This window comes from Methylobacterium sp. D48H, assembly GCF_053345715.1.
In genome coordinates this window covers 86,580-102,419 of sequence record NZ_JBKFAP010000003.1, presented here as the reverse complement: position 1 = coordinate 102,419, position 15,840 = coordinate 86,580, and the positions used below count along the sequence as shown (strand labels likewise).

Sequence of the window (15,840 nt, the reverse complement as noted above, 5' to 3'; positions counted from 1 at the left end):
TCTGTTTTCCAACGGCTTATTCCAATTCGCCGTCGAGCTTACTTCGCAGCGCAGCAGGACGTCAGTTTTTGCATCATCGCGTGCTGCGTTGCGAAAACTCGACGGCGTGAGACGCGGTGAGACGCGCCGCTTCGCAGCGCGGGCGGCCGCAGTGCCGACAGCGTCTGGAGCACGGCCCGGGAAAGACAAGGCCTGTCAGTTTTTGCGCATTGGCCGGGCTCGATCGTCCGCGAGCATTATCGGCTGGCCATGACCGATTGACACGAAGCACATCTCTGTAATCCTAAAGGCAGGTGCCGACGTCCAAGGCGCCTAGACGCTACGATCAGGCAATAGATCGAAGCAAATAACCTTCTACCTGAATCTCAATCTGGAGAACGATCATGCAGGACAGCATCGATACCGTCCGCGAGCTGAGCGCCGCCGAGCTGGACCAGGTTGGCGGTGGCCTCGGGGTCGGCCTCACTGTCGGCCTCGGGGTCGACGCGAGCCAGGAGCTCGGTGCGGTCTCGGGGGTCGTGGGCCAGGTCGGCGGTCTGGTGAGCGGCCTGGTGGGCAGCGTGCTCGGCGCGGTCGGCGGTGTCGTCGGCGGCGTGACCGGCTCCCTGCGCTGACGGTCTGACACCGGGAGGGCGGCCGCGGGGCCGCCCTCCTCCGTCGCGGGGCGTGACCGCGACGACACCAGAATCACGGGCCCGCATGGACAGAACAGCCGAGAGTTCAGGCGAGAGTTCGGCCGAGACGTTCGCCTACGCCACCAGCGGCAGCGCCGGGCATCTCTCCGGCCGCCCCGAGCTGACCTGCTACGCGCCGAGCGACCGCGGCCTCCCGGAGGTCACCTTCATCGATTTCCGCTTCCCCACCGGCGGGTGGAGCACGCACGCGGTCACGGGCCTCGAGGTCGCCGCCAGCACGCAGCCCGCGGGGGCGCACCACGCGGTCGATTACGAGATCGCGGCGCGGCTGAGCGAGCGCGAAGGCCTGCTGGTCCGGCGTCCCGGCCTGAACGGCACGACCCGTTGGGCGGGCCCGTATGCCGGCCGCGTCCTCTCCTTCTCGGCCGCCGCCGTCGAGCGGCTGGCCGAGGCGCCGATCGGCAAGATCGCCTTCGCGGCGGACGGGCGCGATCTCCGCGCCTGCCGCAGCACCTGGCACATCCTCGACGCGCTGGCTTGCGCGCACCGGGACGACCCGTCGCCCGACGCGCTGCTGATCGAGAGCCTCCACCTGGCGATCCTGCGCTCGGTCGTCGCCGCGCGCGCTCCGGACCGGTCGGCAGCGCCCGACCTCTCGGCGTCGCAGGCCGGGCGGGCCTGCGCGTATATCCGGGAGCACCTGGACCGGGAGATCACCGTCTCCGCCCTGGCCGGCATCGTCGGGCTCAGCGAGGGCTACTTCATCCGGGCCTTCCGCCAGACCACCGGGGTCACGCCCTACCAGTACATCATGCGCGAGCGCGTCGGCCGGGCCGAGGCCCTGATCCGCTCCGGCGCGGGATCGATGGCGGAGGTCGCCGCGCGATCGGGCTTCACGAGCGCCAGCGCCATGAGCCGCACGTTCCGGAAGCTCGTCGGGCGCTCGCCGACCGGGCGCACGGCCGGCCGGCGCGCCTGAGGCGCTACCCGGCGGCCCGCCCCGCTCCCCCGCGGAACAGGTCCTCCATCTCGCGCCGGACGCGGATCGCCTCCTGATCTGCGTCGAAGGCGACGTCGCTCCAGCGCACGGCCCGGCCCGCGGGCACGTCGTTCTTCAGGACCATGTTGTGGGCGAGGCCGATCGGCAGGGCGTCCTGCGCCAGGGAATCCGCCGCCGGCATCAGCTTGCCGTAGACGGTGAACCCGCCCTCGCCGTCGAGCCGCTCCCCGGCCCGCAGCGCGCGCTTGGCTGTCGCGGCGACGTCGCCGCGCCAGTCGCCCGTCGCCCCCGTGGCCTCGCCGCGGACCGCGATGGAGGCGACCGAGATGCCGAGCTCGAGCCCGATCAGGTGATAGGGCTTGTAGGTCGCGGCGAACCGGCCGCTCGAATCGGTCTTGAGGCCATATTGCGCGAAGCAGTCGCGCACGTAGGCGCTCGGCGCCTCGAACACCGCGTAGACGCCCCAGCGCAGGTCCCGGAAGACCGGCCGCCCGTCCCGCTCCACCGACGAGACCACCTCGACGGTGCCGCGCTCGGTGAGGAGGCCGCCATCCGCCGCGGGCTTCAGGACGCTCGGCAGGTCGTCGACGCCGCAGGGCGGGAAGGCGAGGCCATCGCGCGGCGGGGTGAGCCCGCAGGCATTGGCCACCGCGGCCATCTCCAGCGCCGACTTGGTGCCGTCGAGGAAGGAGTTGAACATCTGCGGGTTGAAGTCGCCGCCCGCGACTTGGCTCTCGCTGAAGCCGTAATGGCCCCAGACCGTGTCGGGCGTGGAGGCGTGGTAGGCCGGGAGGTACTTGGTGCCCTTGCCGGCGCAGATCACCTCCAGCCCGATGGTGCGGGCCCAGTCGACCAGTTCGGCGATGAGCGCCGGCTGGTCGCCCGAGGCCATGGAGTAGATCACCCCGGCCTCGGCCGCCCGGCGCGCCAGCAGCGGCCCGGCCAGCACGTCGGCCTCGACGTTGACCATGACGATGTGCTTGCCGTGCGCGAAGGCCTTGAGCGCGTGGCGGATGCCGGCGGCCGGGCTGCCGGTGGCGTCGATGACGATGTCCACGAACGGGCTCGCGATCATCGCGTCGGCATCCTCGGTCACGAGGGTCGTGCCGCCGCGCGCGGCCTCCTCCAGCCCCCGCGCGGCGAACCGCGAATCGTCCCAGCCGACCCGGCGCAGCGATTCGCGCGCCCGGTCGGGCGACAGGTCGGCCACCGCGACGAGGTGGATGCCGGGCGTGCGCGGCGCCTGCGACAGGTACATCGAGCCGAACTTGCCGGCCCCGATCAGCCCGACCCGGACGGGCCGGCCCTCGTCGGCGCGCCGCTGCAGCTTGGCGGAAAGGGACATGGGGCGTTCTCTCCCTGGGTGGCGCGCGGTCGGGACCGGGCCCCGCCGCGCTCGCCGCGTCGTTGGACGGGGACCTAGCGCGGTTCCCGATGCCGTTGAGGCCTGCCGGATGAAAAGACGGGGGGTCTGTTCGGGCGACGCGCCGCCCCTTTCTCCCGTGCGGGAGCGGGGCGGGGTGAGGGATCGGGTCCCTCCGCCTCGGGCCGCCTCGGGCCGCCTCAGGCTGCCTCGGCCCGGCTCTGCGCCTCCACGTCGAGGAGCCAGTGCCGGAAGGCCCGGATCTTCTCCAGGGCCCCGTCGCGCTCGCGGTAGCAGATGAAGTGGAGGTCGCGGGTCAGGCTCGCGACCCGATCGCCGCCGAGGCGCACCAGCTGCCCGGCGGCGAGCTCGTCCCGGGCGAACCGCAGGGTCTCCAGCGCCACGCCGAGCCCCTGAACGGCCGCCGAGATCACCAGCGAGCCCCGGTCGAAAGCCGCTCCGGCTGCCCCGGTCGGCAAGGGTAGGCCGTTATGGGCGAACCAGTCCGGCCAGCGGACGGGGCTGAAGGACGAATCGAGCCGGGTGAAGGGCCCGATCGATCCGGCCGCGTCCGGCTGCGCGGCCCGGGCGACCTCCGGCGCGCAGAGGGCGGCGATCTCTTCCGGGCCGAGGGACTTGACGGTCAGGCCGGGCCCGTGCGGCGGCCGGCCGTAGGCGATCAGGATGTCGATCTCCTCGTGCCGCCCGAGATCCACCGGGTCGGCGCTGGTGGAGAGGCGGATGGCGATGCCGGGATGCGCCTCCACGAAGGCGGGGAGCCGCGGCCCGAGCCACTTCGCCGCGAAGCTCGGCGTGCAGTGCACGGCCAGCGACGCGGGCGACGGCGGGCTGAGGTCGGCGCAGACCGCCTCGATCGCGTCGAAGGCGCTCGAGAGCCCGGCCAGAAGGCGCTGGCCGTCGGCGGTGAGGAGCGCCTGGCGGTTCGCCCTCCGGAACAGGGCGCGCCCGAACCAGCGCTCCAGCGCCCGGATCTGGTGACTCACCGCCGAGGGCGTGAGGTGCAGCTCCGCGCTGGCGCGGGCGAAGCTGCCGAGGCGCGCGGCCGCCTCGAAGGCCCGCAGGGCGGAGAAGCTCGGGATCCGGCGCATACGCAATCCGTGAATTTAATTCATGGAAAGCGTGAAAAATCGTCGTTTGTCAACGCGCGGATCCGGCAGGATAGTGCCGGCCACGACGCGATCGGCGGGCCGGTCCGTACCCCGACGAAAGGAGACGCCATGCTCGACGATCACGCCCACGAGGCGGCCGTCGCCCTCGACCTGCCGAACGACGATGCCGGCCGCAGGCGGACCTCGATCTACCAGCCCGAGCAGGCCGGCCTGATCTTCCCGGAGATCCCGGACTTCGCCGACCACGCCGAGGAGCGGGACTACCGCAAGAAGCACCTCGTGGCCGCCTGCCGCGCCTTCGCGATGCACGGCTTCGACTACGGCTTCGCCGGCCACCTGACGATCCGCGACCCGGAGCTTCCGGAGCTGTACTGGACCAACCCGATGTGCGTGCACTTCTCGCAGGTGCGGATGTCGAACCTGATCCTGGCCGACCACAAGGGCCGCGTGGTCGAGGGGCGCCACGCCATCAACCGCGCGGGCTTCGTCCTCCACGCCGCCGTGCACGAGGAGTACCCGGAGGTCATGGCGATGTGCCACGCGCACACCACCTACGGTACCGCGTGGTGCGCCACCGGCCGACCGCTGGAGATGATCAGCCAGGACGCGGCGGCCTTCTACAACAGCCACGCCGTGATCGGCGCCTCGGCGGGCGCCGTGGCGGTGGAGAAGGAGAGCGGCCTGTCGGTCGCCCAGCAGATCGGCCGCAACCGCGGCGTGCTGCACCAGAACCACGGCCTGCTGACCTGCTCGCAGCACAGCATCGACGACGCGGCCTTCTGGTTCATCGCCCTCGAGCGGGCTTGCCAGCAGCAGCTCCTAGTCGAGGCCTCCGGCATCAAGCCGCAGCTCCTCTCGGAGAAGACCGCCCGCTACAGCCGCGAGCACGTCGGCAGCGACTACATCGGCTGGCTGCACTTCCAGACGCTGTACAACCACATCGCCGAGACCCAGCCCGACATGTTCGCCTGAGGCCGGCGCCCGCCCCGCGTGGGGGGCCGCGACAGATCGAGGGCCGGCCGCGAGGCCGGCCCTCTCGCTATGGGCGGTCCGCCGGGCTGCGCCGCCCCTCGTACCGGGCCCGCGGCCGGATCAGCGTCCCCTGGCGGCCCTGCTCCATGGCGTGCGCCGCCCAGCCGAGGCTCCGGCCGAGCAGGAAGATTGTGAACGGCGCGCTCCGCGGCAGGCCCGCCGTCCGGACGAGCGCCGTCAGCGCGAAGTCGATGTTCGGCCGCGCCCCCGTCGCCGCCTCGGCGCAGTCCCGGACGGCGTCCAGCAGGGGGTCGGCGGGCAGGACCGCGCCCAGGGCCGCGGCGCGGACGTCGCCGTCCGGGTAGAGCGGGTGGCCGAAGCCCGGCAGCGCGCCGCTCCGATCCAGGCAGGCGCGCACGGCCGCCCTCGGGCTCGTCGCGGCGGCCTCGTCGACGAGCCGCAGCACCGCCGCCGCGGCGCCGCCGTGGCGCGGTCCCGACAGGGCGCTCAACCCGGCCATGAGGCAGGCCGCGATCGGCGCGCCGGTGGAGGCGGCGACCCGGGTCGCGAAGGTCGAGGCGTTCAGTTCGTGGTCGGCCAGCAGCACCAGCGCCTGACGGACCCGGTCGGCGGTCGCGGCGTCGAGGGACCAGAGCCGCGCCAAGCCCTGATGCAGGGGCGCCCGGCCTTCGGGGATGCCGCAGGACGCGGCGAGATGCGCCACGGCGCGGCGCGCGTCGCGGCACAGGCGGTGGTGCCCGCGGCCCAGCGCGGCTTCGGCCTCCTGCAGAAGCCCGGCCAGCGCCAGGAACGGCGTCGCGGCCGCGTCGGCCGGAACCTCAAACAGCGTCGCCTCCGGGCTGTCCCACAGGAGGTCAGCGGTCGCCTCCAGGCTCGCGTCGCGGGCGAACGCCACGGCGTCGCGGCCGCGGTAGATCAGGCTGCCCCGGTGGACGGTGCTGATCGCGGTGACGACCGACGGCTCGCCCCAGGCCATGGCCCCCGCGGCGATCGCCGCGCTGGCGCGGCTCCGGCCGCGCCGGTCGGCGAGCGTCGCGACGTCGGCGGCCCGGTACTGGCTGTGGCGCCGGCCCGGCGCCCGCCGCGCCTCGATCAGCCCGCGGCTGACGTAGGCGTAGAGCGTCTGGGCCCGGATCCCGAGGGCGTCGAGGGCTTCGGCGCGGTCCAGCCATTCCGTCATGTTGATCAGATGTATCAAGATTGATCGATCCGTCGACGGCCGGCAGCCTGCGCGAACCGATCGAGGGCCGCGACCATGCGCGAACGACACGCCGACCACGACGCCCTGGCGCCGATCCTCGCGGAGGCGCAGGCCGCCCTGGCGCTGCCGCCCGAGGCCGGAGACCGGCTGGCGGTGACCGGCACCGGGAGCCTGCCCTCCTGCTTCCCGGTCACCGCGCTGGCGACGGCGTCGATCGGCGCCGCCGGCCTCGCCGTCTCCGAACTCCTCGGCCTGTCCGGCCCCGCGCCCGCCGTCGCGGTCGACCGACACCTGGCCTCGGCGTGGTTCGGCACCTCCGTGCGGCCGCAGGGCTGGATGCTGCCGGCCGCCTGGGACCCGATCGCCGGCGACTACCGGGCGGCGGATGGCTGGATCCGGCTGCACACCAACGCCCCCCGTCACCGCGCCGCCGCCCTGGCGGTTCTCGACTGTCCGGGCGAGCGGGAGGCGGTGGCGGCCGCCGTGGCCCGCGCTGCGGCCGAGGATCTGGAAGCGGCGATCCTGCGCGCCGGCGGCTGCGCGGCGGCGATGCGCGGCCCCGACGACTGGCCGAGGCTGGACCAGGGCCGGGCGGTCCGGGCCGAGCCCCTCGTGGCGCTCGCGGAACGTCCCGTCCAGCACCGGGTGCCGTGGCGCCCGGACCCGGCCCGTCCCCTCGCGGGGATCCGGGTCCTCGACCTGACCCGCATCCTGGCCGGGCCGGTGGCCACGCGCGTCCTGGCCGGCCTCGGGGCCGACGTCCTGCGGATCGACCCGCCCGGCTGGGACGAACCGTCCCTGGCGCCCGACGTCACCCTGGGCAAGGTCTGCACGCGCCTCGACCTCCGGCAGGTCGACGACCGCCGGCACTTCGAGACCCTGCTCGCCGAGGCCGACATCCTCGTGCACGGGTACCGCCCGGACGCCCTGGAGCGGCTCGGCTACGGCGCGGCGCGGCGCCGGGCACTCAACCCGGACCTGATCGACGTCGCGCTCTGCGCCTACGGCTGGACCGGACCCTGGGCCGGACGGCGCGGCTTCGACAGCCTCGTCCAGATGGCGACGGGCATCGCGGCGGCCGGGCAGCGGTGGAAACAGGCCGACCGGCCGGTGCCGCTGCCCGTCCAGGCGCTCGACCACGCCACCGGCTACCTGATGGCGGCGGCGGCCGTGCGAGGCCTGATCGCCCGGCAGCGCGACGGGCACGCCGTCACCGCGCGACTCTCCCTGGCCCGGACCGCGCGCCTGCTCACGGACCATCCCGGCAGCGCGCCGGGGCCCGCCTTCGTCGGATATCGGGACGCGGATTACGCCCCGGAGATCGAGGACACGGCGTGGGGACCTGCCCTCCGGCTGCACGCGCCCGTGCGGATCGAGGGCGCGCCGCTGCGGTGGGATCGCCCGGCCTGTGATCTCGGCACGACGGAGGCCGCACAAGTCAGACATTTCGGCAGCGCGCGCTTGTCCGGCTCGAAAGCCGCTCCGGGGAGCAGAAGCGCTATAAATTGACCAATCGCGGGAATGTTTTTGCAGCCTCCGCGCGGCGGAACGCTTGACACCGATCTATGTTATCTGGCAATTCGCATTCATGATCTGTAATGCGTTTTGTCGGCGTTTTTAATACTGGGTTTAAGTGAAGATTTAATAGTCAGTTTTCTTAAAATCTGCACATATCGACCGAAGACTGAAAAAATAATACCACCGTTTACGTCAAAGCGCACCCGGTTCGCCGAACCCGTCTCGCACTGTGCCAGACGGTCCGACACCGAGAAGGATGACGATGAACGAGTCTGCCCCGGGCCACCCCATCCTGCGCGACGTTCCGATCGGCATCGCCGCCACCGGGATGCGGCACGAGACGGACTCGATGGGCGGGATCGACGTGCCGGCGGACCGCTACTGGGGCGCGCAGACGCAGCGCTCGCTCCAGCACTTCTCGATCGGCGACGATCGCATGCCCAAGCGGGTCTACCACGCCTACGGCTACGTCAAGAAGGCCGCCGCCCTGGTCAACGCCGCCGCCGGCCGCCTGGAGGACTGGCGCGCGCAGGCCATCGTCCAGGCCGCCGACGAGACGATCGCGGGCAAGCTCGACGCGCACTATCCGCTTTACGTCTGGCAGACCGGCTCCGGCACCCAGTCCAACATGAACGTCAACGAGGTGCTGTCGAACCGCGCGATCCAGCTCCTCGGCGGTGTGCTCGGCTCCAAGAGCCCGGTCCACCCGAACGACCACGTCAACATGGGCCAGTCGTCGAACGACACCTTCCCGACCGCGATGCACGTCGCCACGGTGCTCGAACTCGACGAGGTCCTGCTCCCCAAGGCGCGGGCGCTGGCCGACGCGATCGACGCCAAGGCGCGGGCCTGGATGGACGTGGTCAAGACCGGCCGGACCCACCTGCAGGACGCGACGCCGCTCACCGTCGGCCAGGAATGGTCGGGCTACGAGGCGCAGATGCGCGACGCGCTGGCCCTCGTCGAGGCGTCGCGCGCCGGGCTGTACAAGCTGGCGGCCGGCGGCACCGCGGTCGGCACCGGCCTCAACGCTCCGGAGGGGTTCAGCGCGGAGATCGCCGCCAAGATCGCCGATCTCACCGGCAAGCCGTTCGTCACGGCGCCCAACAAGTTCGCCGCGCAGGGGTCGCTGGACGCCACGGTCGCCGCCATGGCGGCGGTGCGCGGGCTCGCGGTCGCGCTGATGAAGATCGCCAACGACATGCGCTGGCTCGCCTCGGGGCCCCGCTGCGGCCTCGGCGAGCTGCTGCTGCCCGCCAACGAGCCGGGCTCCTCGATCATGCCCGGCAAGGTCAACCCGACCCAGTGCGAGGCCCTGGTGATGGTCTGCATCCAGGTGATCGGCGAGGACAACGCGGTCGCCTTCGCGGGCTCGCAGGGCAACTTCGAGCTCAACGCGATGCGCCCGATCATCATCAACAACACGCTGCATTCGATCCGCGTGCTGGGCGACGCCTGCGAGAAGTTCCGGACCTACTCGGTCGCGGGCACCGAACTCAACCGGACGCGGATCGACGAGACCGTGAACCAGTCGCTGATGCTGGTCACGGCCCTGTCGCCGGTGATCGGCTACGACCTCGCCTCGAAGATCGCCCACCGCGCCAACGACGAGGGCACGACGCTGCGCGCGGCCGCCCTGGCCGAGGGCGTCCCGGCCGAGCGCTTCGACGCGGTGTGCGATCCCAGGACCATGATCGGCCACGGGCTGGCCGGCGCCTGAAGCGCGCCGGGACCGTCCGTCCGCCCCCCTCAGCTGAGCGAGACACCATGAGCACGAAGGTCGCCGATCTGTTCGTCCGGGCGCTGGCGCAGGCCGGCGTGAAGCGCATCTACGGCGTGGTTGGTGACAGCCTCAACGGCCTGACCGAGGCCCTGCGCCAGGACGGCTCGATCGCCTGGATCCACACGCGCCACGAGGAGAGCGCCGCCTTCGCGGCCGGCGCCGAGGCGCACCTGACCGGCGAACTCGCGGTCTGCGCGGGCTCCTGCGGGCCGGGCAACCTGCACCTGATCAACGGCCTGTTCGACGCGCACCGCTCCCGCGTGCCCGTGCTGGCCATCGCGGCCCAGATCCCCTCGGCGGAGATCGGCCGGGGCTACTTCCAGGAGACGCACCCGCAGAACCTGTTCCAGGAATGCAGCCACTACTGCGAGTTGGTCTCCTCGCCGGCCCAGCTGCCCGGCGTGATCGAGACCGCGATCCGCGTCGCCGTCGCCGAGCGCGGGGTCGCCGTCGTGGTGATCCCCGGCGATGTCGGCCTCATGGCCATGCCGGGGAACGCGCCCGAGCTCTCCGCCGCCCTGGTGCCGCCCCCGCCCGTGGTGCGCCCGCGCGAGGCCGACCTCGACGCGCTCGCCGGGATGCTCAACGCGGCCGGGCGCGTGACCCTGTTCTGCGGCCGCGGCTGCGCCGGCGCCCACGCGGAGCTGCTGCAGCTCGCCGAGGCGCTGAAGGCGCCTGTCGTCCACGCGCTCGGCGGCAAGGAGCACGTCGAGTGGGACAATCCCTACGACGTCGGCATGACCGGCCTGATCGGTTTCTCGTCGGGCTACCGGGCGATGCTCGACTGCGACACCCTGCTGCTGCTCGGCACCGGCTTCCCCTACCGCCAGTTCTACCCGGACGACGCCAAGGTCGCGCAGGTCGACCTGCGGGCCGGGAGCCTCGGGCGCCACTGCCGGATCGATCTCGGCCTGATCGGCGACGTCGGGGAGACGATCGCGGCGCTGCTCCCGAAGCTGCAGGCCAAGACCGACCGGGCGCATCTCGACGACAGCCTCGCCCATTACCGCAAGGCCCGCGCCGGGCTCGACGCGCTGGCGGTCGGCAAGCCCGGCGGCAAGATCCACCCGCAATACGTCGCCCGGACGCTCAGCGAGGCGGCCTCCGAGGACGCGGTCTTCACCTTCGACGTCGGCACGCCGACGATCTGGGCGGCGCGTTACCTCGCCATGAACGGCAAGCGCCGGCTGATCGGCTCGCTGAACCACGGCTCGATGGCCAACGCCCTGCCGCAGGCGATCGGCGCGCAGGCGGCCTATCCCGGGCGGCAGATCATCTCGTTCTCCGGCGACGGCGGCTTCGCCATGCTGATGGGCGACCTGCTGACCCTCAACCAGCACAAGCTGCCGGTGAAGATCGTGGTGCTGAACAACGGCACGCTGGGCTTCGTCGAGATGGAGATGAAGGCGGCGGGCTTCCTCGAGACCGGCGTCGAGCTGGTGAACCCGGACTTCGCCGCCATGGCGAGCGGGGCCGGCATCTTCGCCCGGCGCGTGGAGGACCCGGCCGCGCTGCCGGACGCGATGGCCGCGATGCTCGCCCATGACGGCCCGGCGCTGCTCGACGTCGTCTCGGCCCGCCAGGAGCTGTCGATGCCGCCGAAGGTCGGCCTCGAGCAGGTGACGGGCTTCGGGATGTGGCTCGCCCGCGCGGTCATCGACGGGCGCGGCACCGAGATCATCGACCTCGCCAAGACCAACCTCTGGCGCTGAGGCGCCCTTCCGAAGCCGGAGCTCTGCCCGATGATCCGCTGCGTACGCATCTGGACCGGTGACGACGACAATTCCTACTTCGAGGAAGGCGTCATCGACCTGCCCCACGGCGAGCGCGGCGACATCCTCAGCGGCACGACCGACGTGGTCTCGATCTCCTTCCGCGAGACCCAGGCCGGCGGGACCTACGCGTGGCACGCGGCGCCGACCCGGCAGTTCGTCATCACCCTGCGCGGCACCCTCGACTTCCAGACGAGGGCCGGCGCGCACTTCACGATCCGCCCCGGCGACATCCTCATCGCCGAGGACACGGCCGGCTCCGGCCATTCCTGGCGCCTCGTCGACGACGAGCCCTGGTGCCGGGCCTACGTGATCCTCGCCCCCGGCGCCGAGGCCCGGCTCCCCTTCGTCCCGAACAAGACCGCCTGAGGAGGGGCCCGATGGCCGCCATGAGCTTCGACGACGCTCCCGACGTGGTGCTGATCGGCGCCGGGATCATGAGCGCGACCTTCGGCACGATGCTGAAGGAGCTGGAGCCGACGCTCAGGATCGCGATGTTCGAGACGCTGCACGACTGCGCGCAGGAGAGCTCGGAGGGCTGGAACAACGCCGGCACCGGCCACGCGGCCAATTGCGAGCTGAACTACACCCCCCAGCGCCCCGACGGCAGCGTCGACATCGCCAAGGCCCTGGAGGTGAACACCGAGTTCGACATCTCGCGCCAGCTCTGGGCGCATCTGGTGAGGAAGGGCGCGATCCCGGACCCCCGCGCCTTCATCCATCCCTGCCCGCACATGAGCTTCGTCTGGGGGGCCGAGAACGTCGCCTTCCTCAAGGCGCGCTACGCCGCGATGTCGGCCCACCACTGCTACCACGGCATGGAGTACAGCGAGGACCCGCAGGTCATCGCCGGCTGGGCGCCGCTGATCATCGAGGGCCGCGATCCCGGCGAGCCGATCGCCGCCACCCGGATCGTCACCGGGACGGACGTCGATTACGGCGCCCTGACGCACCTGCTGGTGAAGCAGCTCGCGGCGCAGCCCGGCTTCGCCGTCCACTACAACCGCAAGGTCGTCGCCCTCGACCGGGTCGACGACGGCCGCTGGGCCGTGACCGTCGAGGACACCTACGACGGCACGCGCCAGACCGTGACGGCCAAGTTCGTGTTCATCGGCGCGGGCGGCGGCTCGCTGCCGCTGCTGCAGGCCTCGAAGATCCCGGAGGGGCGCGGCTACGGCGGCTTCCCGGTCTCGGGGATCTGGCTGCGCTGCGACGTCGACGCGGTCAGCGCGCGCCACCACGCCAAGGTCTACGGCAAGGCCGCCTCCGGCTCGCCGCCGATGTCGGTGCCCCACCTCGACACCCGCATCATCGGCGGCAAGCGCTCGCTGCTGTTCGGGCCCTACGCGGGCTTCTCGTCGCGCTTCCTGAAGCACGGGTCGCTCACCGACCTGTTCACCGCGCTGACGCCGCACAACATCGTGCCGCTGCTGGACGTCGCCAAGGACAACGTCGCGCTCACCGAGTACCTCGTGGGCCAGGTGCTCCAGAGCTCCGACCACCAGTTCGCGACCCTCAAGGACTTCTTCCCCAAGGCGCTGAAGCAGGACTGGACCTCGGCGGTGGCCGGCCAGCGGGTGCAGACGATCAAGCCGACCGGCAAGACGAACCCGCTGGAGGAAGGCTACCTCGAATTCGGCACGGAGCTGGTGGCCGCGGCCGACAACTCGATCTGCGCCCTGCTCGGCGCCTCGCCCGGCGCCTCGACGGCGGCCTTCATCGCGGTCGAGGTCCTGGAGAAGTGCTTCGCCGACCGGCTCACGCCGGATGCCTGGCTGCCCCGCCTCAAGGCGGTGATCCCGACCTACGGCATCGACCTCAAGCGGGACGCCGAGGCCTGCCGCCGCACCCGGGCCGAGACGGCGCCGGTCCTGAGGATCGAGAACGTCTGACAGGTTCGCGAGGCGCGGTTCCCCGCGCCCCGCCGGCGGACATCTGAGGGTGCGGCGCGCCCAGCCCGCGGCGGCGGACCGGCGAGCTTCGGCCGGAGAGAGGAACGATGGACATCTCCGCCCTGATGCTCTCGCGCATCCAGTTCGCCTTCACGGTCTCGTTCCACATCATCTTCCCGGCCTTCACGGTCGGGCTGGCGGCCTGGCTCGCCTTCCTCCAGGCCCGGGCGATGATCGCGCGCGAGCCGGTCTACGACCGCCTGTTCGCCTTCTGGCTCAAGATCTTCGCCGTCGCCTTCGGGCTCGGCGTCGTCTCCGGCATCGTCATGGCGTTCCAGTTCGGCACCAACTGGAGCGAGCTCGCCCGCCGCACCGGCCCGATCCAGGGGCCGCTCCTCGGCTACGAGAGCTTCACGGCCTTCGCGCTCGAGGCCTCGTTCTTCGGGGTGCTGATGTTCGGCCGCGCCCGCGTACCGCGCTGGTTCTACCTGTTCGCCTGCCTGATGGTCTGCCTCGGCACCAGCCTGTCGTCCTTCTGGATCCTCGTGAACAACTCGTGGATGCAGTACCCGACCGGCTTCGCCCAGCGCCCGGACGGCGTGTTCGTGCCGACGGACTGGTGGGCGATCATCTTCAACGGGGTCGTCTGGGTCCGCTTCCCCCACATGGTCCTGGCCGCCTACGTCACCACCAGCTTCTGCGTGGCCGCGACGGGGGCGTGGTACATGCTGCGCGGCAGCGACCGGATCGAAGCCCGCGCCATGATCCGGATGGGGCTCGGCCTCGCCGCGATCCTGGTGCCGCTGCAGCTGTTCTTCGGCCATCTCACCGGCGACTACGTCGTCAAGCACCAGCCCTCGAAGATCGCCGCGATCGAGGGCCACTGGGAGAGCCAGGCGCCGGCCGGCGAGATCCTGTTCGCCTGGCCCGACGAGGCGCAGGAGAAGAACCACTTCGTCATCGCGCTGCCCGCCCCGATCGGCAGCCTGATCGACGACGGCACCCTCACCGGCACGGTGATCGGCATCAAGGACATCCCCAAGGCCGACCGGCCGCCGGTGCTGATCCCGTTCTTCGCCTTCCGCATCATGGTCGGCTGCGGGCTGCTGATGCTGGCGCTGGCCTGGGGCGGGATGGCCTTCTACGCCACCGGGCGGCTGGAGCGGGCGCGCTGGCTGCAATGGGCGATCTTCCTGTCGTTCCCGCTGGGCTTCGTGGCGACGCTGACCGGATGGTTCACCGCCGAGGTCGGGCGCCAGCCCTGGACCGTCTACGGCCAGCTGCGCACCGCCGACGCGGCGACGCCGTTCCTGGCCGCGCCGCAGGTGGCGACCTCGCTCGCCGTGTTCGGCGCGGTCTACGCGCTGATCTTCGCGGCCGGCACCGTCTACATCTACCGCATGCTCAAGGCCGGCATCCTGCCGACCCCGGCCGGTGCGGGAAGCGCCGCCAACCCCAAGCGGCCGCTCGCCGTGCCGGGCGACAGTCCCGGCACGCCCAGCAGCAATCCGGCGGAGTGAGCGGCCGTGATCGAATTCTGGGCCGCCGCCCTCGCCCTCACCCTGATGCTCTACGTGCTGCTCGACGGGTTCGACCTCGGCGTCGGCATGCTGTTCGGGATCGCCCCGGACGAGACGGCGCGCCGGCACATGATGCAGGCGATCGCCCCCGTCTGGGACGGCAACGAGACCTGGCTGGTGCTCGCCGCCACGATCCTGTTCGGGGCCTTCCCGACGGTCTACGCGCTGCTGCTCTCGGCCTTCTACCTGCCGCTCCTCCTGATGCTCGCGGCCCTGATCCTGCGCGGCGTCGCCTTCGAGTTCCGCTACAAGTCCCGGCGGCTGCGGCGGGTCTGGGACGCGGGCTTCGTCGGCGGCTCCTACTGCGCGGCCTTCGTGCAGGGCGTGACGGTCGGGGCGCTCGTGCAGGAGCTGCCGGTGCAGGGCGGGCTCTATGCCGGTGGGGCGTTCACGTGGCTCACGCCGTTCTCGCTGCTCTGCGGGCTCGGCCTGTGCCTCGGCTACGCGCTGCTCGGCGCCGCGTGGCTGTGCGGCAAGACCGAGTCCGACGTGCGCGACCTCGGCTTCCGGCTGCTGCCGCGGCTCCTGCTGGGCGTGCTGGTCTTCCTCGGCGCGGCCTTCGCGTACGCGCTGGCGATGAACCTGCGGGTATTGCACCGCTGGGTCGAGCGGCCCGAGATGCTGGTCCTGCCGCTCGTGGGGGCCGCGGCCTGCGCCGGACTCCTCTACGCGGCGCGGCGCCGGATCGACGCGCTGCCCTTCCCGCTGGTGGCGCTGATCTTCGCCGCCGCCTTCGCGACGCTCGCCGCCTCGTTCCTGCCCTACATGGTGCCGTTCAGCGTGACGGTGACCGAGGCGGCGGCGCCGGAGGCGAGCCTGTCCTTCATGTTCTGGGGCGCGGGGATCGTGGTCCTGCCGATCACCCTGATCTACACCCTGGTGGTCTACCGGGTGTTCAAGGGGAAGGTCGACATCGCCGAGCACTATGACTGAGCCTGCAGCCGGGTTCCCGGACCCGCCCCGGCCGGCGAGG

The 15,840-nt window shown here is 71.8% G+C and carries 13 protein-coding genes; 10 read left to right on the top strand and 3 right to left on the bottom strand.

Features of this window, described 5'->3' with window-relative positions; genetic code table 11:
- Nucleotides 1-383: 383 nt before the first annotated feature.
- Together ACLBX8_RS09115 and ACLBX8_RS09110 are read left to right on the top strand one after the other, a co-directional pair.
- Nucleotides 384-614, top strand: a complete 231-nt coding sequence (locus tag ACLBX8_RS09115) for a hypothetical protein (RefSeq protein WP_012321783.1) — start codon at nt 384-386, stop codon at nt 612-614.
- Nucleotides 615-699: 85 nt separating this feature from the next.
- A complete protein-coding gene (locus ACLBX8_RS09110; RefSeq protein WP_447698199.1) occupies nt 700-1,614 on the top strand; it encodes a helix-turn-helix domain-containing protein in 915 nt (304 codons plus the stop codon).
- A gap of 4 nt (nt 1,615-1,618) precedes the next feature.
- On the opposite strand, the gene ACLBX8_RS09105 is transcribed toward ACLBX8_RS09110, so the two are convergent.
- On the bottom strand, nt 1,619-2,980 hold the full coding sequence (locus ACLBX8_RS09105; RefSeq protein WP_447698198.1) for an NAD(P)H-dependent oxidoreductase: 1,362 nt from the start codon (nt 2,978-2,980) through the stop codon (nt 1,619-1,621).
- 218 nt (nt 2,981-3,198) lie between these two features.
- Nucleotides 3,199-4,107 (bottom strand): LysR substrate-binding domain-containing protein, encoded by a 909-nt coding sequence (locus tag ACLBX8_RS09100; RefSeq protein WP_447715007.1) that lies wholly within the window; start codon nt 4,105-4,107, stop codon nt 3,199-3,201.
- A 129-nt stretch (nt 4,108-4,236) separates the two neighbouring features.
- Between ACLBX8_RS09100 and ACLBX8_RS09095 the strand changes: the two genes are divergently transcribed.
- Nucleotides 4,237-5,100 (top strand): class II aldolase/adducin family protein, encoded by an 864-nt coding sequence (locus tag ACLBX8_RS09095; protein WP_447715006.1) that lies wholly within the window; start codon nt 4,237-4,239, stop codon nt 5,098-5,100.
- A gap of 67 nt (nt 5,101-5,167) precedes the next feature.
- On the opposite strand, the gene ACLBX8_RS09090 is transcribed toward ACLBX8_RS09095, so the two are convergent.
- On the bottom strand, nt 5,168-6,301 hold the full coding sequence (locus ACLBX8_RS09090; protein ID WP_447715053.1) for a citrate/2-methylcitrate synthase: 1,134 nt from the start codon (nt 6,299-6,301) through the stop codon (nt 5,168-5,170).
- Between the two features lie 75 nt (nt 6,302-6,376).
- Between ACLBX8_RS09090 and ACLBX8_RS09085 the strand changes: the two genes are divergently transcribed.
- The 7 genes from ACLBX8_RS09085 (at nt 6,377) to cydB (ending at nt 15,800) form a co-directional block, all read left to right on the top strand.
- Nucleotides 6,377-7,831: a CoA transferase gene (locus ACLBX8_RS09085; protein ID WP_447715005.1), complete on the top strand. Its 1,455-nt coding sequence runs from the start codon at nt 6,377-6,379 to the stop codon at nt 7,829-7,831.
- A 271-nt stretch (nt 7,832-8,102) separates the two neighbouring features.
- A complete protein-coding gene (fumC, locus tag ACLBX8_RS09080; RefSeq protein ID WP_447715004.1) occupies nt 8,103-9,560 on the top strand; it encodes a class II fumarate hydratase in 1,458 nt (485 codons plus the stop codon).
- Nucleotides 9,561-9,607: 47 nt separating this feature from the next.
- Complete coding sequence (gene poxB, locus ACLBX8_RS09075) at nt 9,608-11,335, top strand: ubiquinone-dependent pyruvate dehydrogenase (RefSeq protein WP_447715003.1); 1,728 nt, start codon at nt 9,608-9,610, stop codon at nt 11,333-11,335.
- Nucleotides 11,336-11,365: 30 nt separating this feature from the next.
- Complete coding sequence (locus ACLBX8_RS09070) at nt 11,366-11,764, top strand: hypothetical protein (RefSeq protein ID WP_020091020.1); 399 nt, start codon at nt 11,366-11,368, stop codon at nt 11,762-11,764.
- An 11-nt stretch (nt 11,765-11,775) separates the two neighbouring features.
- The gene (gene mqo / locus ACLBX8_RS09065) at nt 11,776-13,287 is read left to right on the top strand and encodes a malate dehydrogenase (quinone) (protein WP_447715002.1); all 1,512 of its coding nucleotides are present in this window, start codon (nt 11,776-11,778) and stop codon (nt 13,285-13,287) included.
- 107 nt (nt 13,288-13,394) lie between these two features.
- A complete protein-coding gene (locus ACLBX8_RS09060) occupies nt 13,395-14,807 on the top strand; it encodes a cytochrome ubiquinol oxidase subunit I (RefSeq protein WP_447715001.1) in 1,413 nt (470 codons plus the stop codon).
- A 6-nt stretch (nt 14,808-14,813) separates the two neighbouring features.
- Complete coding sequence (gene cydB, locus ACLBX8_RS09055) at nt 14,814-15,800, top strand: cytochrome d ubiquinol oxidase subunit II (RefSeq protein WP_091675999.1); 987 nt, start codon at nt 14,814-14,816, stop codon at nt 15,798-15,800.
- Nucleotides 15,801-15,840: the final 40 nt, after the last annotated feature.

Coding starts and splice junctions, on each gene's coding strand:
- fumC (WP_447715004.1), top strand. CDS start 8,103: ATGAACGAGTCTGCCCCGGGCCACCCCATCCTGCGCGACGTTCCGATC.
- ACLBX8_RS09060 (WP_447715001.1), top strand. CDS start 13,395: ATGGACATCTCCGCCCTGATGCTCTCGCGCATCCAGTTCGCCTTCACG.
- poxB (WP_447715003.1), top strand. CDS start 9,608: ATGAGCACGAAGGTCGCCGATCTGTTCGTCCGGGCGCTGGCGCAGGCC.
- ACLBX8_RS09105 (WP_447698198.1), bottom strand. CDS start 2,980: ATGTCCCTTTCCGCCAAGCTGCAGCGGCGCGCCGACGAGGGCCGGCCC.
- ACLBX8_RS09090 (WP_447715053.1), bottom strand. CDS start 6,301: ATGACGGAATGGCTGGACCGCGCCGAAGCCCTCGACGCCCTCGGGATC.
- ACLBX8_RS09100 (WP_447715007.1), bottom strand. CDS start 4,107: ATGCGCCGGATCCCGAGCTTCTCCGCCCTGCGGGCCTTCGAGGCGGCC.
- mqo (WP_447715002.1), top strand. CDS start 11,776: ATGGCCGCCATGAGCTTCGACGACGCTCCCGACGTGGTGCTGATCGGC.
- ACLBX8_RS09095 (WP_447715006.1), top strand. CDS start 4,237: ATGCTCGACGATCACGCCCACGAGGCGGCCGTCGCCCTCGACCTGCCG.
- ACLBX8_RS09110 (WP_447698199.1), top strand. CDS start 700: ATGGACAGAACAGCCGAGAGTTCAGGCGAGAGTTCGGCCGAGACGTTC.
- ACLBX8_RS09085 (WP_447715005.1), top strand. CDS start 6,377: ATGCGCGAACGACACGCCGACCACGACGCCCTGGCGCCGATCCTCGCG.
- ACLBX8_RS09070 (WP_020091020.1), top strand. CDS start 11,366: ATGATCCGCTGCGTACGCATCTGGACCGGTGACGACGACAATTCCTAC.
- ACLBX8_RS09115 (WP_012321783.1), top strand. CDS start 384: ATGCAGGACAGCATCGATACCGTCCGCGAGCTGAGCGCCGCCGAGCTG.